Source organism: Litchfieldia stipae (genome assembly GCF_014837155.1).
Classification (GTDB): domain Bacteria; phylum Bacillota; class Bacilli; order Bacillales; family Bacillaceae_L; genus Litchfieldia.
This window is the reverse complement of record NZ_JACYHA010000006.1, coordinates 161016-181544: the sequence shown is the minus strand read 5'-3', so window position 1 is coordinate 181544 and position 20529 is coordinate 161016. Positions and strand designations below refer to the sequence as shown.

Annotated in this window: 13 protein-coding genes, 1 other RNA gene, 1 pseudogene and 1 other annotated feature; of the genes and pseudogenes, 12 read left to right on the top strand and 3 right to left on the bottom strand. The window is 34.9% G+C overall.

All coding sequences use genetic code 11. The annotated features are described in order from the left end of the window. Nucleotides 1-13: 13 nt before the first annotated feature. Together F7888_RS10000 and dtd are read left to right on the top strand one after the other, a co-directional pair. Nucleotides 14-2209, top strand: a complete 2196-nt coding sequence (locus F7888_RS10000; RefSeq protein WP_191779038.1) for a RelA/SpoT family protein — start codon at nt 14-16, stop codon at nt 2207-2209. A gap of 14 nt (nt 2210-2223) precedes the next feature. Continuing rightward, a complete protein-coding gene (dtd, locus tag F7888_RS09995) occupies nt 2224-2664 on the top strand; it encodes a D-aminoacyl-tRNA deacylase (protein WP_191779037.1) in 441 nt (146 codons plus the stop codon). 25 nt (nt 2665-2689) lie between these two features. On the opposite strand, the gene F7888_RS09990 is transcribed toward dtd, so the two are convergent. Next, complete coding sequence (locus F7888_RS09990) at nt 2690-4447, bottom strand: SH3 domain-containing protein (protein WP_191779036.1); 1758 nt, start codon at nt 4445-4447, stop codon at nt 2690-2692. Between the two features lie 260 nt (nt 4448-4707). Here F7888_RS09990 and F7888_RS09985 point away from each other — a divergent pair, with 260 nt between their 5' ends. The 5 genes from F7888_RS09985 (at nt 4708) to F7888_RS09965 (ending at nt 9805) form a co-directional block, all read left to right on the top strand. After that, complete coding sequence (locus F7888_RS09985; protein WP_191779094.1) at nt 4708-4971, top strand: hypothetical protein; 264 nt, start codon at nt 4708-4710, stop codon at nt 4969-4971. 100 nt (nt 4972-5071) lie between these two features. Next, nucleotides 5072-5312: a binding site (T-box leader), on the top strand. Nucleotides 5313-5501: 189 nt separating this feature from the next. Continuing rightward, nucleotides 5502-6773, top strand: coding sequence for a histidine--tRNA ligase (gene hisS / locus F7888_RS09980; protein WP_191779035.1), 1272 nt, complete (start codon nt 5502-5504; stop codon nt 6771-6773). Between the two features lie 11 nt (nt 6774-6784). Further along, complete coding sequence (aspS, locus tag F7888_RS09975; RefSeq protein WP_191779034.1) at nt 6785-8554, top strand: aspartate--tRNA ligase; 1770 nt, start codon at nt 6785-6787, stop codon at nt 8552-8554. A 75-nt stretch (nt 8555-8629) separates the two neighbouring features. Next, nucleotides 8630-8819: non-coding RNA, 6S RNA (gene ssrS / locus F7888_RS09970), on the top strand. A gap of 218 nt (nt 8820-9037) precedes the next feature. After that, nucleotides 9038-9805, top strand: coding sequence for a tRNA threonylcarbamoyladenosine dehydratase (locus F7888_RS09965; RefSeq protein WP_191779033.1), 768 nt, complete (start codon nt 9038-9040; stop codon nt 9803-9805). 47 nt (nt 9806-9852) lie between these two features. Here the strand turns inward: F7888_RS09965 and F7888_RS09960 are convergent, their stop codons facing one another. Then, nucleotides 9853-10581 carry an RsfA family transcriptional regulator gene (locus tag F7888_RS09960; protein ID WP_191779032.1) on the bottom strand — a complete coding sequence of 243 codons (729 nt, stop codon included), beginning with the start codon at nt 10579-10581 and terminating at the stop codon, nt 9853-9855. 194 nt (nt 10582-10775) lie between these two features. Between F7888_RS09960 and F7888_RS09955 the strand changes: the two genes are divergently transcribed. Then, a complete protein-coding gene (locus F7888_RS09955) occupies nt 10776-11696 on the top strand; it encodes an ABC transporter ATP-binding protein (RefSeq protein ID WP_191779031.1) in 921 nt (306 codons plus the stop codon). Next, nucleotides 11689-12633, top strand: a complete 945-nt coding sequence (locus F7888_RS09950; protein ID WP_191779030.1) for an ABC transporter permease — start codon at nt 11689-11691, stop codon at nt 12631-12633. Before F7888_RS09955 ends, F7888_RS09950 begins: the two co-directional genes overlap by 8 nt. Before the next feature lie 32 nt (nt 12634-12665). Here the strand turns inward: F7888_RS09950 and F7888_RS09945 are convergent. Beyond that, a pseudogene (locus tag F7888_RS09945) lies at nt 12666-12998 on the bottom strand (AAA family ATPase); the annotation flags it as partial. A gap of 415 nt (nt 12999-13413) precedes the next feature. Here F7888_RS09945 and F7888_RS09940 point away from each other — a divergent pair. The 3 genes from F7888_RS09940 to F7888_RS09930 are packed head-to-tail and all read left to right on the top strand — an operon-like array spanning nt 13414 to nt 20528. Further along, nucleotides 13414-15312, top strand: a complete 1899-nt coding sequence (locus F7888_RS09940) for a hypothetical protein (protein WP_191779029.1) — start codon at nt 13414-13416, stop codon at nt 15310-15312. After that, nucleotides 15312-18023 (top strand): site-specific integrase, encoded by a 2712-nt coding sequence (locus F7888_RS09935; RefSeq protein ID WP_191779028.1) that lies wholly within the window; start codon nt 15312-15314, stop codon nt 18021-18023. Before F7888_RS09940 ends, F7888_RS09935 begins: the two co-directional genes overlap by 1 nt. Before the next feature lie 18 nt (nt 18024-18041). Further along, the gene (locus F7888_RS09930; protein ID WP_191779027.1) at nt 18042-20528 is read left to right on the top strand and encodes a hypothetical protein; all 2487 of its coding nucleotides are present in this window, start codon (nt 18042-18044) and stop codon (nt 20526-20528) included. Nucleotide 20529 lies beyond the last annotated feature (1 nt).

Genomic DNA, 20529 nt, shown 5'->3' with positions numbered 1-20529 from the left:
AAAAGGTGATTTCATGGCAAATGAACAGGTATTGACTGCTGAGCAGGTCATTGAGAAGGCAAAGACGTATTTGCCTGATAAGGATATAGAGTTTGTTGAAAAAGCGTATAAGTTTGCAGAAGACGCTCACCGTGAACAATACCGAAAATCAGGTGAGCCTTATATTATTCACCCAATCCAGGTCGCAGGAATACTTGTGGATTTGGAAATGGATCCATCTACGATTGCGGCAGGTTTTTTGCATGACGTAGTAGAGGATACAGATGTAACGCTCATTCAAATGAAGGAAGCGTTTAACGAAGAAGTTGCAATGCTTGTTGATGGTGTAACAAAGCTTGGGAAGATTAAATATAAATCTCAAGAGGAACAACAAGCAGAAAATCACCGAAAAATGTTTGTTGCCATGGCCCAGGATATCCGAGTGATTTTGATTAAGCTAGCCGATCGCTTGCATAATATGAGAACTCTTAAGCATTTACCTCAAGAAAAGCAACGTAGAATTTCAAATGAAACTCTTGAAATATTTGCTCCACTGGCTCATCGATTAGGGATTTCTACCATCAAATGGGAGCTTGAAGATACGGCTCTACGTTATTTAAATCCTCAACAATATTATCGTATAGTGAATTTAATGAAGAAAAAACGTGCTGAACGCGAACAATATTTGGCTGATGTCATTAATGAAGTGAAATCGCGCGTAGGCGAGGTCTCTATTAGGGCTGAAATTAATGGTCGTCCGAAGCATATTTACAGTATCTATCGTAAAATGGTCCTACAAAATAAACAATTTAATGAAATCTATGATTTATTAGCTGTTCGTATTATTGTAGGAAGCATTAAAGATTGTTATGCGGTATTAGGAATTATCCACACATGCTGGAAGCCGATGCCAGGACGTTTCAAAGATTATATTGCTATGCCAAAGCCAAATATGTATCAATCACTTCATACGACAGTAATTGGTCCAACTGGTGACCCACTTGAAGTTCAAATTAGAACAACAGAAATGCATCAAATTGCTGAGTTTGGAATCGCTGCACATTGGGCTTACAAAGAAGGAAAAACAGTTGACGAATCATCTTCATTTGAAGATAAGCTTTCATGGTTCCGTGAAATTCTAGAATGGCAAAATGATGCAAGTGATGCCGAAGAATTTATGGAATCTTTGAAAATTGATTTATTTTCTGATATGGTGTTTATTTTCACACCAAAGGGTGATGTCATAGAATTGCCTTCAGGCTCTGTCCCAATTGATTTTGCATATCGCATTCATTCCGAAATTGGGAATAAGACGATTGGTGCAAAGATTAATGGTAAAATGGTCACCTTAGACTATCAATTAAAAACAGGTGACATTATTGAGATTTTAACTTCAAAGCACTCTTATGGACCTAGTCAGGATTGGTTAAAGCTCGCACAAACATCTCAAGCGAAAAATAAGATTCGACAGTTCTTTAAGAAGCAGCGTCGTGAAGAGAACCTTGAAAAAGGGAAAGAGCTTGTTGAAAAAGAGGTTAAGAATCTTGAATTTGATGTAAAAGAGGTTCTAACACCTGAAAATCTAAAACGAGTCGCTGAAAAATTCAATTTTTCCAATGAAGAAGATATGTATGCTGCAGTTGGCTATAATGGAATCACAGCTGCCCAAATTGCTACTCGCTTAACTGAGAAGTGGCGTAAAAAGCGCGATCAAGAACAGGATAAGAATGTGACAGAAGCTGTTTCTGAACTTAAACAATTTGGGACAAGCAAGAAGCGTGAATCTGGTGTTCAAGTACAAGGAATTGATAACCTATTAATCAGATTATCGAAATGCTGTAATCCAGTACCTGGTGATGATATCGTAGGATTTATCACAAAGGGTAGAGGAGTCTCAGTTCATCGTAGTGATTGTCCGAATGTCCATACATCGGATGCTAAGCAACGTCTAATCCCTGTTGAGTGGGAGAGTAGCGCGAATGACCGTAGAGAGTACAATGTTGAGATAGAAATCAATGGATATGATCGCAGAGGCCTTCTAAATGAAGTATTACAAGCAGTAAACGAAGCGAAGACGAACATTTCTTCTGTATCTGGAAAGTCAGATCGTAACAAAATGGCAACGATCAATATGGCCATTTCAATTCAAAATATTAGTCATTTACAAAAAGTAGTTGAACGAATTAAACAAATACCAGATATCTATTCCGTTCGACGTGTGATGAGTTAAAGGGGAATGAGAGTATGAGGGTTGTTGTTCAACGAGCAAGAAAAGCAAGCGTCACAGTAGGTGATCGAACAATCGGTCAAATCTCAAATGGCTTAATGCTATTAGTAGGGATTACACATACGGATACCATTGATGATGTGAAGTATGTAGCTGATAAGATTGTCAATCTTCGAATTTTTGAAGATGAGACTGGAAAAATGAATCTATCTCTCCTGGATATTGGTGGGGAGATACTTTCTGTTTCACAATTTACGTTATATGGTGATTGTCGTAAGGGGAGACGCCCAAACTTTATGGAGGCAGCCCCACCTGAGTATGCCAATGAGCTATACGAAGGCTTTAATCAAGAGCTTAGATCAAAAGGCGTAACTGTTGAAACTGGGGAATTTGGTAGTATGATGGATGTGCAATTCACAAATGTTGGACCTGTCACGTTAATAATTGAAAGCAAATAAAGAGAGGCTGAAAATCAGCCTCTCTTTATTTTGACTTGAAATATTGTGCTAGTCCGTAATAGATTCCATTTGAAACATTCTCTTGATAGCTACTAGAATTTACGGTCAGTTCTTCAGAAACATTACTTAAAAATCCTAGTTCTAGCAATACGCTTGGTTGTCGATTAGATCTGAGCACTTGATAATTTCCGCTTCGATGTCCACGATCCTTCAGACCTGTATATTTAATCAATTCTGTTTGAAGGGCAGTAGCTACTGGCAGATCAATATTCTTGTAATAGTAGGAGGTAATTCCTCTGACACTACTATCATTGATACTGTCAAAATGAATACTTACAAATGCATCTGCATTGCGGTAATGAGAAATACTAACCCTTGATGCTAAGCTTACATATGTATCACTGCTTCTAGATAAAATCACATTAGCGCCAGCTGCTGAGAGCTTATCATGGACTAATTTTGCTGTTCGTAATGTTAGATTCTTTTCCAGTGTGCCTCTTGAGCCAACAGCTCCACTATCTCTACCCCCATGTCCTGGGTCTAAGATGATGGTTTTGTTTTTTAAATATTGATTTACTCCAGGCTTTTGAATAGCTTGTACATTTCCTCCTAATACTTGAACAATCCATCCAGCGATATAGCCTGTTTTTCCGTTTGAGATTTCGATTTTGTACCAGTCGCCTTCGGTACTAACGATTTTATATGTATCTCCTTCATTTGCCCTTGCAATTACATTCGTAGTTGTAGAAGCACCAGATCTAATGTTTGTCCCATTTGAAAGGATCTTAACTGAATTTCCTTGTTCAGTCGAACTTCCTGTAGAAGGAGTTGTTGGGCTTACTTTGCGTTCTATATACCAGCTCGCAACCCATCCTTTATTTCCGTTAGAAAGCTGTATCTCTAACCAATCGTTTGATTCTGAAACGATTGTTACAGAATTACCTTTTTTTAGACTCGCAACAATAGATCCGCTTAATGAATTACTATTCCTTACATTAAGGGAAGATGCAGTAACAACCCCAGTCCCTTTTTGTGAAGTTGTTGTTTGATTCGAAGAATTGTTGGTTTGGATCGTAATATAATCCTTATGAACAAATGCTTTTTTGTTCTTGTATTCAATTCCTACCCAATTGCCAGTTGTATTTGTAACTGGAACGGTATCTCCAGTGTTTAATTTTCCAAGGACGCTAGCTGTTTGACTAGCTTGACTTCTCACATTTAAACTATTTGCTGTGATCTTTCCAGTTTTGGTTGATGTACTAGTATTTCCCGAGGGTGAAGACGAACTAGTAGCTCCTCCTGTTATGTACTGAGATGAAACCCACCCTTGGGTATTTTTATAGTTGATTTTGGTCCAGTTTTCATTTTTTTCAATGAGTGCTGCCTGTTGTCCTTTATCGATTGAACCTACAACTTGAAAGCTTGTTCCAGGTCCTGTTCTAATTCGGAGTCCATTAGCAGTTGAAGTAACTGATGAACTTGTTGCTTGTTTACTTACAGTATTTGCTTTAACAAGCCAGGATGCAACCCATCCGTCTTGGCTGTTAGATAATTTAACCTTGTACCAATCACCTTTTGTTTCAATAATCGAAAATTTTTCACCCATTTTCACCTGTTTAATAACCTTATATGATAAACCAGGGCCTCCCCTGACATTTAAGATTTGGGTATTTATTGTGGCAGTTGATTCTGCGGCACTTGCTACATTATTGGAATCATAAAGTGGTGTGATAGCAATTAGTAGTGTGAAGCAGAGTACGATTTTTACTAAATGTTGTAGCAATTAGAATCCTCCTTTGGTGTATAGTCTGTTCCTTTACATTAGTTCGTTAGCAATGTGAAAAATCCTTGTTAAAATTGAAAATAAATCTAAGAAAAGGGGCAAGCTAATTAATAAGTTAATCATTTAAATGCTGTTTTCTCATTGTTAGTAGCCAAGAATTACTTGAGATGAGCTTCCCTAGCAGTCTGAATACAACGTAGACTCCCATGGGATGCGGGAGCAAAGTGAGACCCCGCAGGAGTGTGCGACGAGGAGGCTCAGTGCTCACCCCACAGGACGCGGAGTGGATTCAGGTTGCGATAATATATAAGAAAACAGTCAATATTAAAAAGGAGCGGGTCAATTCTATGAGATTTAGTGAAAAAGGACAGCATTCACATCAAGCAACTAATGGGTTATTTGGAGTCGATCTCCATCATTTTGTAAAGAAAGAACAAGAAGCTACTTATGTCGAGTTAGCATCAGAATTTGGCATCTCAGTGAATGATGTTAGGAAATTAAAAAAACAATTAGATCGTTCATAAATGGAATGTTTAATTAAATTGGGTGAGTTGCTCTTGACAAGTAGTTCGTTCATACGTATGATAATATAAAATTATACATATGAAAATAGAAATATTAATATTTGAACCAATGATGAGGAATAGTAGTTAGGATGACACATGGTTAGAGAGGAAATGCCGCAGGCTGAGAGCATTTCTACATGATGACTTAATGAAAGAACACCTCTTAGGTTTCACTCTGAAAAAGAGCTGTTCTTTAGTAGGAGATGAACGTATCAGGCGTTAACTGATTGAGTGGAGATATTTATTTTTGATATCTCAACTAGGGTGGCACCACGGGAATTCAAACTCTCGTCCCTACATGTAAATGTAGGGATGGGAGTTTTTTTATTTTTGGCTGTTTTCAAATGAAGTTTCTAGCAGTCTTAATAGACCCCGCCGGACGTGGAGTATATTAAGGCTACTGCGTTGAAAACAACAATATATACGAAAACAGTCTTATCTTTACATACTTTTATAAGTTTAATGCAAGCAATTAGGAGGAAACACGGATGTCAATTAATATACCGAGAGGAACACAAGATATTCTGCCAGGTGAAGTGGAAAAATGGCAATACATTGAGAAAGTCGCTAGAGACGTGTGTAGACGTTTTAATTATAAAGAAATACGAACACCGATCTTCGAACATACGGATTTATTTTTACGAAGTGTAGGGGATACAACAGATATCGTTCAAAAAGAAATGTACACATTTACTGACCGTGGAGATAGAAGCCTGACATTACGACCAGAAGGAACGGCTGCAGTAGTCCGTTCATTTGTTGAACAAAAGTTATTTGGAAATCCATCACAACCAACCAAGCTTTATTATATTGGACCAATGTTTCGTTATGAACGCCCACAAGCTGGTCGTTTTCGTCAATTTGTTCAATTTGGGGTAGAGGCACTTGGAAGCATGGATCCAGCCATAGATGCAGAAGTAATTGCTCTAGCGATGGAAGTATATCAATCACTTGGCTTAAAGAAATTAAAGCTTGTCATCAATAGTTTAGGTGATAAGGATAGTAGAACTGCTCACCGTGACGCACTAATTAAGCACTTTGAACCTAGAATTGATGAGTTTTGTGGAGATTGTAAATCAAGGCTAGACAAGAATCCAATGAGGATTCTTGATTGCAAAAAGGATCGCGACCATGAATTAATGAAATCTGCTCCTTCCATTCTGGAATATTTAAATGAAGAGTCGAAGGTCTACTTTGAAAAAGTCCAAAGCTATTTAACTGAATTTGGTATCGACTTTGAAATCGATTCTGGACTTGTTAGAGGATTAGATTATTACAATCACACAGCATTTGAGATTATGAGTAATGCTGAGGGCTTTGGCGCAATTACAACACTTTGTGGTGGTGGTAGATATAATGGCCTTGTAGAGGACATCGGTGGTCCAGATACTCCTGGGATTGGTTTTGCATTAAGTATTGAGAGACTTTTATCAGCACTTAAAGCAGAAGAAATCGAATTGCCACTAGAAGAAACAATTGACTGTTATGTTGTTGGACTAGGTGATAATGCATCTGCAAAAGCAGCAACTCTTGTTCACCAGTTAAGAAAAAATGAGGTTAGTGCTGAAAAAGATTATTTAAATCGAAAAGTCAAAGCACAGTTTAAAGCAGCAGATCGCTTAGGAGCTAAGCTTGTAGGTGTAATTGGTGATGATGAATTAGAACGAAATGTGATTAACGTAAAGGATATGGATTCTGGAAACCAGGAAGAAGTATTACTTACTGAATTTATCGCATATATCAAAGAAAAATTAAGGTAGAGGTGGATATCATGTACGGTCGAACATATTATTGTGGTGAGGTACCTGTTGAAGCAACAGGTACGAAAGTGAAATTAAAAGGCTGGGTTCAAAAACGACGTGACCTTGGCGGACTTATTTTCATTGATTTACGTGATAGAACAGGAATTGTACAGGTTGTTTTTAACCCTGAGGTTTCTAGTGAAGCATTGGCGATTGCTGAAGAGATTCGAAATGAGTATGTTGTCGATATAGAAGGTACAGTTGTTGCACGTGAAGAAGGAACAATTAATGAGAACATTGCAACTGGAAAAATTGAGGTCAAAGCAGAGCAGATTGTCATTTTAAATGCTGCAAAAACACCGCCTTTTAGCATTAATGATAAAACAGAGGTTTCTGAAGATGTTCGATTAAAGTATCGTTATTTAGATTTGAGACGTCAATCGATGTATGACACATTTAAAATGCGTCATGATGTTACGAAAACAATTCGTAACTTCTTGGATACTGAAGGATTCTTAGATATAGAAACACCAATTCTAACAAAGAGTACACCTGAAGGTGCACGTGACTATTTAGTACCAAGTCGTGTGCATCCAGGTGAGTTCTATGCATTACCACAATCTCCACAGTTGTTTAAACAATTATTGATGGTCGGTGGATTTGATAAGTATTATCAAATTGCTCGTTGCTTCAGAGATGAGGATTTACGTGCAGACCGTCAACCAGAATTTACTCAAATTGATATTGAGACATCATTTATGAGTCAAGAGGATATCATTTCGATGATGGAAGCAATGATGTCTAAGGTAATGAATGAGGTCAAGGGCATAGCAGTTGAAACTCCTTTCCCAAGATTGACTTATACAGATGCGATGAATCGTTATGGTTCTGATAAGCCAGATACTCGCTTTGAGATGGAGCTTGTTGATTTGTCTGAATTAGTGAAGGATAGTGGCTTTAAAGTATTTAGTGGGGCTGTTCAAAGCGATGGCCAAGTGAAGGCGATTAATGTCAAAGGGGCTGCTGATCAGTATTCTCGAAAAGACATCGACGCATTAACTGAATTTGTCAAGGTGTATGGAGCAAAAGGCTTGGCGTGGTTAAAGGCAGAGGAGCAAGAATTAAAAGGTCCTATTGCTAAATTCTTTAGTGAAGAAGAGCAACAATCACTGTTACAGCTTCTTGACGGGACAGCGGGAGATTTATTCCTGTTTGTTGCAGATAAGAAATCAGTTGTGGCTGATGCATTAGGTGCACTTCGATTGAAATTAGGGAAAGAGTTAAAATTAATAGATGAGAGTAAATTTAACTTCTTATGGGTAACTGATTGGCCATTACTAGAGTATGACGAAGGCGAAGGGCGTTATTTCGCTGCACATCATCCGTTCACAATGCCTGCAAGAGAAGATCTTGAATTACTAGATTCTGAACCTGGCAAAGTAAGAGCACAAGCCTATGACCTTGTATTAAATGGGTATGAGCTTGGTGGAGGTTCATTACGTATATTCGAACGTGACATTCAAGAAAAGATGTTTAAGATATTAGGCTTTAGTGAAGAAGAAGCAAGAGAACAATTTGGCTTCCTACTTGAAGCATTTGAATATGGTACTCCTCCACATGGCGGTATTGCTCTTGGACTAGACCGAATGGTCATGTTACTAGCTGGTAGAACGAATCTTCGTGACACGATTGCCTTTCCGAAAACAGCAAGTGCAAGTGACTTACTAACAGAGGCTCCAGGTGAGGTAAGTGATGCTCAATTAAATGATCTGTATTTGTCACTAAATGTTGAAAAATAGAGGAATTTTAACCATTGAGTTATCTTGAAAAGGCGATTTTTATATGTTATTATTTTGACATAAGTTAAGATCATAAAAGTCCTGAGGTGTTCGTCGTATAACCTATTGTTTTGACCGAACAATAAGTTATACGGGAGCCCGGAGTTTTCATATTAAGTACATGCCTTATCGCTTTGATTAGAGGACGTGCGAAACCTGAAACAGGGCACCCACCTGCGCGATGCGGGTTCAAAACGAAGGCATCGACGGCACGATTGGGACTTTTGTGATTTGTTATATCAGAATAATTATCCCTGACTGAACAGTGTGACTCAGCAGGGTTTTTATATGTTCAAATACAAAGTATTCAGATAAAGTTAATGAACGACTTATGAAATTTTCGGGAAGTATGATATAGTCATATTCGGGTGGTGCCAGGCACCAAAAGTGGGACAGGATGTGTCCCGCTGATGAAGTAGAATTATCGGTAATGGAGTGGATAGCATGTTACACCAGTTTTCAAGAAATGAATTGGCGATTGGGAAGCAAGGGTTAGATACAATGAAAAATAGCACAGTGGCAGTGCTTGGGATAGGCGGTGTAGGTTCATTTGCTGCTGAAGCATTAGCTCGTTCTGGAGTAGGTAGATTAATTCTAGTTGATAAAGATGATGTTGATATTACAAATGTAAATCGACAAATCATTGCCCTTCTTTCAACTGTTGGACAGCAGAAAGTTGAAGTAATGAAGAATCGAATCGCGGACATTAACCCAGAGTGTGAGGTCATTGCTTTAAAAATGTTCTATACAGAAGAAACGTATGAACAGTTTTTTGATTATGGACTTGATTATGTCGTCGATGCGTCTGATACGATTTCTTATAAGATCCATCTAATGAAAGAGTGTCTAAAAAGAAATATCCCTGTTATTTCAAGTATGGGAGCAGCAAACAAAATGGATCCAACAAGATTTCAAATCGCAGATATTTCAAAAACACATACAGATCCTATTGCAAAGGTCATTCGTACTCGACTGCGCAAGGAAGGAATTCATAAGGGAATTAATGTCGTATTCTCTGATGAGAGTCCAATTGTTATAAGGGAAGAAATTCGAAAAGAAATCGCAAATGATCAAGCGAAAATTAGAAAAGCAAAGATGCCACCATCTTCTAATGCGTTCGTACCGTCTGTTGCTGGCTTAATTATGGCAAGTAGAGTGGTTAGTGACTTATTAAAGGACGTTAAAATTAGTCGAGTAAGTGACGGAAAATAGCCCTCAAAAAAAAGGCTTTCAAGAATAAACTTGAAAAGCCTTTTTTTTTATTTAGCTACTTGTTCAAGATTTCCGTTTTGATCCATTCTGAATGTTGGAGTATTACGGTCTTCATTATCTTCAAACATGACCATTCGGCGAGCACGATCCATAATTTGCACAAGTGCTTGATAATCTTCTTGAATGGTTGTCTGTTCTTGAGTGAGTTTTTCGATTCTTTTTTCTAATTGATTATTCTTAGACCTTAAATCATCGTTTTCTCTCTGTAATTGATCATTTTCCATTTTTAAAATGTAAGATTGTCGATCCTGATTCTTTAGATTTGATAGAAAGGAAATACAATCTTCGAGCGTAATAGATTCAATCGAACGTGTCGGTACTTGGTTTACTGGTAATAGTTCAGTAGAAAATTCCTCAACCTGTTGTTGACGTTCCTCTTGAACCAATTCATGACGTGTTTCACCCATGAAGCTTGGGGTAGTAACTGGTTCACTGTAAGTAGTAACAGGTGTCTCACCTGCTGTCGTTTTGTTCATTCGCTCTAATGCTCTTTTTCTTTCTTTTCGCTGTCTTTTCGCTATAGCAATCGCTTGCTCATAATTTTTTCTTACTTCAGCATTCCAGCGGAATCCACATGCAGCAGATGTTCGGTTAAGGTGATCACCTACTTCTTCAAATGCACCTAATTGTGTCCCACCTTCACGAATATAACGAAGAACGGTCTCAGCAAGTAATAAATCATCCTCATGTGACCAAGCATCTTGTCTAACTTTCATCTATTTAACACTCCCTACTTCATCTTTTTCGTTATGTATCTATTTCTATCATGGCCAGGATTAAACAATTTTATACATTTTAATAGTTTTATAAATCTTTTGTAAAAAAAACTTAATTTGTCTATTTTTGGAACCTTTTACTAGCTAGTTCGTAGTATCATATATTAATGTAATAAAAAATGAGGAGGAAAATAATGGAGGCAGTTCTGCAGTTAAGAGATGTGAAAAAACAAATTGGAAAAAAGAACATCATTAAAGGGATTACATTTGATTTATATCCTGGTGAGGTCTTTGGATTTTTAGGGCCAAATGGTGCGGGGAAAACAACTACAATACGAATGCTTGTTGGATTAATGAAAATTTCTTCAGGTCAGATTCTTGTGAAAGGAAACGATATCACTAAGGATTTTGAAGAAGCAATTAAGCATATAGGTGGAATTGTTGAAAACCCAGAAATGTACAAATTTTTGACGGGTTACCAAAACCTAGTTCATTATGCAAGAATGGTTGCTGGAGTAGACAAAGAGAGAATCAATGAAGTTATTGAATTAGTAGGCTTACAAAAAGTGATTAAGGACAAGGTCAAGACTTATTCACTTGGAATGAGGCAAAGATTAGGAATTGCACAAGCGCTACTTCATCGTCCATCAGTGCTCATTTTAGATGAACCAACAAATGGTCTAGATCCAGCTGGCATAAGGGAAATTCGCGATTACTTGCGCAAGCTTGCGAGAGAAGAAGGATTATCAGTCATCGTATCAAGTCACTTATTGTCTGAAATGGAAATGATGTGTGATCGAATTGGAATTATTCAACATGGAGAATTAGTAGGAGTTGAGACTGTTTCAAACTTTGTCAATGATACAGTGACATTAAAGGTTGAATTTACGATTGATCAAATAGAAGAGACTTTACATAAACTACAATCAAATTTCCCGGACCTTCAGTTCGAGATTCAAAATAGTATACTTCTTGCAACAATAGAATTAGAGATGATTCCAGTCATTGCTGAATTTTTAGTTGAAAATGGTGTGAAACTTTATGGAATAAAGCAGATTTCAAAGAGTCTTGAGGATCGATTCTTAGAAGTGACAGGAGGGAATCAAATTGTTTAATTTAATATTAAATGAGAATATGAAAATTTATCGAAAAGCATCAACCTGGATAATGATGTCAATTCTGGTAGTTGCTGTGATTTTGTTCGGGGTCATTGCAAGAATAGATAATAATCAATCAGTGAGTGAGCAGGAATGGAAAGCTAGCCTACAACAAGAAAACGAACAAATTGAACGTGATATCCAAGAGGGATATATGGGAGAACAAATTGTTGAGATGCTTGAACGAACGATCTTAATCAATGAATATAGAATTGAACATGATATGCAACCAGTAAATCAATCTGTGTGGAGTTTTACTATTGATACTTCTTTTGTGATTTCACTTATCACTTTGTTTACAATCATAGTTGGTGCTAGCAGTGTTGCATCAGAATTTTCTTGGGGAACGATTAAGCTGTTATTAATTAGACCTGTTAGTAGGTCGAAAATCTTGTTATCGAAATATTTATCAACGATTCTGTTTGCCTTACTTTGCTTAATTATCTTACTAGTGGCTTCATTACTTGTTGGGAGCATTTTGTTTGGATTTAATGGAATTGGGCAACCATATTTAACGGTCATTGATGGGGAAGTGAGAGAAAGGGCGATGCTTGTTCATGTTCTTGGTCAATATGGTCTAAGTTCTATCAATTTGATCATGATGTCAACATTTGCTTTCATGATTTCGACTGTTTTTAGAAGTAGCGCGCTATCAATTGGGCTAGCGATCTTCTTAATGTTTGCTGGTGTAAGTGCAACAGGCGTCATCGCTATGAAGTATGACTGGGCGAAATACATTCTATTTGCAAACACAGATTTATCTCTTTATTTAGAAGGAATGCCTTTAATAGAAGGGATGACGATGACATTTTCAATCATCATGCTACTTATCTATTTTGTTGTATTTAATGCACTCACATGGTTTGTGTTTAATAAAAGAGATGTAGCAGCATAATTTAAAGGGGTCTCATCAATGGATGAGACCCTTTATCTACTTAATTTAGTTAGTTTTTCATACACTTGAGCTAATGCTTGCTCAAACTTACTTGTTAATTTAGGAACATAATATTTCTTATTTTTAATTTTGTCTGGTAGATATTGTTGCTTGACCCAGCTATTTTCATAGTCATGTGGATATAAATAGTTGACACCTCTCCCAAGTGCAGCAGCTCCTTGATAGTGAGCATCCTTTAGGTGATCTGGGATCTCACCTGTTTTGCCAGAACGTAGGTCAGCAAGAGCAGCGTCTAGTGCACTATAAGCTGAATTAGACTTAGGTGATAGACATAATTCAACAACAATGTTAGCAAGAGGGATACGAGGTATCACTCGCTTTATTTCAAAAATGATAATTTACACCACTTAGAAAATTCAAAATTTACTTTAAATAGTATTAAATTAAGAAAAAACATTTTGAGGACAATTTAAATTAATTTTAAAAAGTGCAAAGTTAAACTTCTTTTTATATTTTCAGGAGAAAATAAATATTCCAGTAAAAATATAAATAAATACACCACCTTATTGGATTGGTGTATTTTTATTTTTCTTGAATAATCCTTATATATTAAGGGTTTGATGGTGGTGTTGAGTCTATATTTTAAAAAAATGATACAATAGGGATTTAAATATTTTTTAATATCTGATATAGTAAGTCTTACATTATAATGATTCAAAACATTCATTAGACTATTTTTTGTTTGGGGAAGTGGAGCACCTATGAAAGTGGATATTTTCTATGGTTAACTATTTAAACAAGGAAGAACGCATAGTAAACGGCATGTATTATATTCGGTCGTTTAATAACACTCAATTAAATGAACTGGACTTTACACATAAAAAATGGTACTTAGTCATGACACCAGAGCACAATGTTGTTAAACCTGCAATGGATTATTTGATATTTTTGTATTATTCTGGCAAGACTCAAGCTACATTAAAACGGGTTGCTACCTCAATCTCTCATTACTATAACTTTTTAAAAGTTTTCAGAATAAATGGTAGCGAGGTATTAACGTCATCGGTTTTAGAAGAACTTATAAAGTTTTTAGCTGTTTTACCAAAGGAACTTAAAAGTAAACTTCGTGGCCGCAATAAAAATAAGCCAATAGAGCCCTGGGATATAAAATATCTGCCTGTACATCCTTATGTTTCATCCGGTGGAATGAAAAATATAATTTCAATATTACAGGAATGGTTTTTTACATATTGGAATAATGGCAAGTGCGAAAATGTTACATTTTTTATCAATCCAAAGAGTTATCATTTCGATGAAGATGAGGCTGATTGGAGATATCCTTTTGAATACATAAAAGAAACTATTGATGATATATTAGATTTCCTTAACCATCTATCGATAAATAAAAATTGGAAACACAGGTTCAAGCCAATTCCTACTTCTGTTACCAAAAAGCTTCATCTGGTTAATAAACATAATAATGAACCATATACTACATGGGATGTGAATAAAAGGATAAAGAAAGTAACTGGCTTAAAAGAGTCAAAGCCAAAGAGGAAAAAAATTAGGATTTTATTTGAGAGCGAATTAAGAAAGCTTCTAAATTCTAAAATGTTAAATGGTCATACACAAAGGAGATTACTTTTTGTAATACTTCTTCTTAGTGGGGGAAGAATTTCAGAAATTCTAAACCTACTAGCTAATCAAATACGTGTATCAATTCCAAGTGATGCCTTAACGTTAAAAGAAAAAAAATTAAAAGCTATCATTAACTGGGAAGATTTATTTACAGGAATCAATAATTTTACAAACGATATTATCATTAATGAACATCTTGAGTTCGTTATAAGAATTGCAAAAAGAAGGGCATATGAAGTTCCGGGTGTCAGAGCAAATAAAAGTAGTGAAACCCGTTTTGTTACACTAACAGATTACTTCGATTTACCTAAATTACTTGATTTAAATTGTGAAAGTATTACTGTAACTTCACAAGAAATTATTAACCATTTTAGAGATGACATAATTCTTGAAAATATGGAAGAGTGTCCTGAAAAGTTTATTCCGAAAATAATTCAATATCATAAAGAACAGAAAATAAAAGGTATTCATATAAATGATCAAAGGTATGACCATTTATATAAAAATTGGGTTATGCGTATTAGAAGTCTTTTGGACAACTGTTGGCTTGGAAATTTATTAAAGGAGTATTTAGTCGAAAGAGAACTATTATTAAGAAAAGTCACTCTTGAAAATAAGATAGTTAGGAATTACCTTTTTCTGAATTTACGAAATAATAAAGGTTTTCCAATTATACCTAATACCGTCCGGGAATATTGGTTTAATGTTATTTGCGAACAAGAAGGTATAGATAGATATGGCATCCCAGTAAATGAATTAGTGACACATTATAAAAAGGGGGATATTACTGTTCACTCATTACGACACACTTACATTTCAATGAGGATTAATTTAGAGGGGTTAAAGGGTGACTTTAATCGAATTAACTTAGCGAACTTAAAGAAAGATGTAGGGCATGTACCATCCTCTGAAGTGGCTGAAACCATCTATTATTTTGCTAATTCTGAACGAAAAACCCAAGTGTATACAAACGCTTTTAAGCAATTAAAGGAAAATTTATCAAAGGTCGTATTTCTCGAAAAAGAAAGGGACGAGTCTTAATGCTTGTAGGGGAAGTGTTAGAGCTAATACAGAAGGGTACAACGTTAAGCGAATTAAGAGAGAAATACCTTTACGGCATAAGTAGACCCGCCACTACAAAATTATTAAGGGAATGTGGGATTACCCATAAATCAGGTGGTCAAGGCAAACCTATATGGATTTTCGAAAAGGGTTCAGATGATCTATCTATTAATATTGTTCATAAATTATTCTTTAAGGAATGTACAAAACCAAATATTACATATGAATGGAAAGTCTCTAGGGATATTGTTACATTGGACGAGATTAGAGATATAGTTTTAAAAATTTCAAACTACGCTGATAATCCTTATCCATCATATAATTTCTCCAATAAACCGATATCCTTACTCAAATTATGTTTATACATTAAAGAGTTTTTGGAACACCCTCTTGATGGTTTATTTGTAACAAAGGATATGCTGAAAGGAATAATCAATACTGCGGCTAGTAGTTATGTGATAGATATAATACGCTCTGTTTCATTTTGTTTGGCATTAAAACATAAGATTCATATTCCTTTTAATATATCGTTTAATGTTTTTAAATCTTATTATTTAAACTCTTTTCTCACAGACCTTGATGAAATTAAAACTACTAAAGAACGTTTAAGCGTATTTGGTAAAGTTCTTTTGGAACATGTAGAGGATGGAAATGATTTCTTAGATAAATTTGAAGCAATATATAAAAATGAGAATACGTATCGCGGTGTTTTAATTCGGGGTAACAGACTTGTTTATTATTTAGTTGGATTCTTACTATCTAAAACACAGCCCTCCAATAGATGGGGAAATTATACAACAAATGATTTAAATGTTAATCAATTGCTTTTTATTTTTGAAAATGACTTTATGGATTATAGAAAGCTTGAAACCCTAAACTGTTTTTTTTATATGACTTATGGTGTTGAAAACCTTATTTCCTCCGGCCTAGTAAAAAATTTAAGGAAAGATGAAGTAACTAAATTATTTTATAGTTTTTTGCTTTATCTTAAAATCAGAAAGCTGAGTAACTCAATCTTTTCTATTGGAGCTAAGTTAATTCCTCATAAGGGGTCTATTACTGTTATCAATGATTTAACAAAAGACAATATTTTGAATTGGATTACAAAGTATTACCATTACGCGGTACAAAATAAATTAGTTCGTAAGAATGTAGTAAGCAGTGTTGCCTGTTTTTTTTCAATATTGGCGGATATAAAAACAAATTTAGAAGATAACAACTTACATGGTTTAGTAGGAAATATACCAATAAGTAATTTTGACGTTAACACCAAATTTCGAAGATACTATAAGGATATTAATGAAGAGAGTGGTATTCCCAATGAATCCCTCCTTTACAAAGTTGCTCAAGAGTTGGGAAATAATATTCTTGAAGAAAATATAAAAAATAAGGATCAAGGAACTTTCAAGACAGAAATCCAATATGCAGATGAATTGGTTGCTGCCGTATATAATTATAAAATTACCTCCCCTAAAGGTTCTGTTGAATATTTTAATGAATTACAAAGAATTACTATGTTACGTATAATGGCTGATTCAGGTGTTCGGTCGATAGAGGTTTTTAATACTCCCTATGGTACACATTCTTACTTAAAACGATTTGATGTAAATATTTGTATTCTAGGTTGGTCTAAGTTCTTTGATAGGTTTGGAATAGTTCCAATTTCCAAAAGTACTGCACAAATGTTAGAGGAATGTACAAAAATCAGAAAAGGACAGTTCCCCGAATCATTGGTCCCAATGTCGATAAAGAATAGTAATAAAACAAAAGGAACAAGTTCAAAATATGTTCTTCAATTTGTTAATATCCACACAAAATCGAAACGTGCTCAAAGAGTTTCTGATTTAAAGCTGACTCAACAGCTAGATGATGTTTGTAAGCAAGCTGGAATTGAGAGGAGAAAAGGAAGCAGGTTTCACTTTTTTCGCCATAGGGCTGCGGAATTCTTTTTTTTCTGTGCGAGTTACTATGATTTTGATGGTAAAAATGACTATGAATACAAAGAAACTGTTGTAAAAAAATTATTACGTCATGTTGATACAGATATGACGAAAGAATATTATTGGGGTGAATTATTAGAGCTAATTGCTAAAAAAAAATTAGTGTTTTATAAAGATTTTTCCCAAATGGATGAATTTTCCAATGACCAAAATCTAAGTAAAGAAGCCAGGAAGGAAGCACAACAGCATATTGAATCTCTAAAGAAGCGAATAAATAAGGATTTAACATTCCATTTAACCCAACCGAATATTGACAAAATCATTCGACTTTTTACCGTACCTTTTAATTATATCGATGATGAAATTCTTGAAAAAGTTTCTCAAAGTAACGACTTCTCAGTGGTCTTAAAACACTTAACTAAAATAGATGGTAATAAGTCACCTGTTCCTCCTGGTTCTGCTTATTTTGGGATGTGCCTTAATTTTAGCTGTCCTAAACTAAAAGAAAAAACCACTTGTATAAGTTGTAATGATCATATCGTCGAAAAAAAAGACATACCGAGAATGATCGGAGAATTAATTCGATGCACTACTGCAATTCAGGATATTTATGTTAATTACGATAATTCCCGTAATGATCATTTGGAATCACTCCGGGCACGATCGGTATCACTTACAAATAAATTAAAGGATTTAGGTCTAAATGGAACGGATATCATTACTTTGATGAGAGAAAATATATATGATTAGGAAAGCTGGGGAAGTAAATTGGATAATAGAAATTCATTACCTTTACAAGAATCGTCTTTTATTTTAGTAAGAGAAAAGGAAAGAGAACTTTTAGATGTTAATGAGTTTATTCATTTACTTAGTGTCTGTGGGGTATCAGATGAAATAAAGACACTTGCAATCAATACTATGAAAGCTTTGAAAAAAAATCAAGTTATGGAGAAAAGTTTGAACAAAGCTATTATTATGAATCGCTTACTTGATTACAATACAGCTAAAAAGGGAATTGTCTACGATTATATTTTTTTCAATATGGTATTCGGTGGTCTTCCTATTGATAGAAAGTTTATTGAAGAGAGGGTATATAAAAACCGAAGAAGAGATAAGGTTTTTAGATTGTATGACTATTATAAACCGGATTATCTTCCCAATATGGACATTAACTTACATGACCGACTTAAATTGTTTCTAGCTACTATTTGGGTATTCTATAATAGTGATAATCTTGATGATGAGATTGTTCTTGTAGAATTAAAAAATCACCTTGGCGGCTCGAGGATGTTCGCTTATTGGGGGTTAAAGAAACCTTTAATTGAGGTGACGAAAGAATTTATTGAATATCTTGCTCCCTTTCTTATCAAAAATGGTTTTTTAGATAAAAGAGAGAATCAATTGGATTACTTATATACTCATCTTCATGGACAGAAAACTTCATTATCCAAAGAAGACGGAATTTGGGCGAAATTTGAAGAAAAAATGACTCCTTATAAAAATAGTGAATTTTATTCGACTTTTTATCATTACGTAAAAGAAAAGATGGACAAAAAAACTCTTAATATAGTTTCATTGGACAAATATATTACATATTGGTCCAGACTTGTCCATATTACAGTTGCCGAGGGTGGAACTAATATTCGAGCAATTAATTCTAAGATTAGGGATACCTATATTTGGGAATATGGTGAGAATTCATCACTTAGAGCAGATATGGACTGCTTTAGAAATGTATTAAAGTTCTATAATGAACAAACTTTTGAAGAAAATTATAAGGAATACTTTGATATATCAATCTTTAGTCAGGATCACCTAGCTAAAAGGTCCTTTGACGCTAAACACAATAGTTTTATGGATGAAGCAGAAGATGCTCTTATAGCTTCAATAGGTAGTGAGCTATTAAAGACAAGTAGTTCTTTCGAAAAACTAAATACCAGGAAAAAACAAATCTTTTTCTTATCACGAATAATTTGGTTAAAATTATTAACGGGTGCTCGTATTTCAGAAATTTTAGATTTGGATCTGGATAAAATAAAGAGTTCGATTTCATACAAAACACCGTATATAATGATTACTACATTGAAGGACAACCCTGATCGTGAATTTATACTTGAGAGAGGCAAGCCCCTTGAAAAAGGAAATTTTGAGTTGGATTGTATTCATGTAGATATTATTAATCAAACAATTGAAGCTGCGGAAAAGATGTATCTTGGTATTAAAATAAAAAAGGATAAAAAGAGATATCTGTTTCCTTCTGAAACTTTGACTGAAATTTCTTATGATTCCGTAAAGTACTATTTTAAGAATGTACAGGAGAGAAATGCAATAATTTGTGGTTCACACTACGATATTATGTCACGAGATGTTTATGAAAGTATCCCGGATATGAAATTGAAACTTGAGAATAGGAGAGCCTTGTTTAGTCTACATGAAATCAGAGATATGTTTATAAATAGGCTGTTATTACACGGAATGACAAATGCGTATGAAATAAGAGACGAAGTTGGACATGGGGCAGTTGAAAGTCAAGAAACATACAAGCAAGCACCACATGGAATGATGCAAGTGGCAAATTTTATGGAGGAAAATGGGCATTATGGAGCCCAAAATAAACTTATATCTCCTTTATCATTTAAGGTTGAGTCAGGTGTAGACAGAAAAGATATAGTTCTTGCTCCTAAAGTAGAAAACTATTTAAATGAATTGGAGAATTCAAATTCCGAAATCTATAATGTTTTAACTATCCCTTATGATCAGGCATCTAATTTTATCGATACAAAAACGATATGTGAAACTAGGTTATCGTGTGGAGACACCGGTTTTGGATGTTTAGGATGTAAAAGTTTTGTATCTGGAACAGCAACTCATGACGCATTATTAAATGTAGGTGCAATACTAGCTCACCAATTTAAAACAATCGATTATGAAATTAATAGACTAAATGAAAAGAGGCTTTACAAGAAGTCTACATTTGAAATATTTCAGAGGTTATTGAAGAGTATTTTAGTACGGTTCGAGGGGATTCAATTAGCAAAAGAACGTACTTTAACAAATCCTAATAACTTTTCTTGGGATGAGGGTAAGGCTGATAAGTATATTCTTAACATTTCAAAAAGAGTAAGGAAAAGTGATTTTTGTAAAGAAGTTGTAAGTTATATTAATGATCTAATAAAAAGGAAAAAACTAGATGAGTATATTATTTTAAGGTTACACCTTTTGACTAGTAAAACTAACAGAAAGGTGTTTAAATAAG

Bases quoted from the DNA above. Each gene is read 5' to 3' on its own strand.
- F7888_RS09935 (WP_191779028.1), top strand. From the start codon at position 15,312: ATGCTTGTAGGGGAAGTGTTAGAGCTAATACAGAAGGGTACAACGTTA.
- hisS (WP_191779035.1), top strand. From the start codon at position 5,502: ATGTCAATTAATATACCGAGAGGAACACAAGATATTCTGCCAGGTGAA.
- F7888_RS09940 (WP_191779029.1), top strand. From the start codon at position 13,414: ATGGTTAACTATTTAAACAAGGAAGAACGCATAGTAAACGGCATGTAT.
- F7888_RS09965 (WP_191779033.1), top strand. From the start codon at position 9,038: ATGTTACACCAGTTTTCAAGAAATGAATTGGCGATTGGGAAGCAAGGG.
- dtd (WP_191779037.1), top strand. From the start codon at position 2,224: ATGAGGGTTGTTGTTCAACGAGCAAGAAAAGCAAGCGTCACAGTAGGT.
- F7888_RS10000 (WP_191779038.1), top strand. From the start codon at position 14: ATGGCAAATGAACAGGTATTGACTGCTGAGCAGGTCATTGAGAAGGCA.
- F7888_RS09960 (WP_191779032.1), bottom strand. From the start codon at position 10,581: ATGAAAGTTAGACAAGATGCTTGGTCACATGAGGATGATTTATTACTT.
- F7888_RS09955 (WP_191779031.1), top strand. From the start codon at position 10,776: ATGGAGGCAGTTCTGCAGTTAAGAGATGTGAAAAAACAAATTGGAAAA.
- aspS (WP_191779034.1), top strand. From the start codon at position 6,785: ATGTACGGTCGAACATATTATTGTGGTGAGGTACCTGTTGAAGCAACA.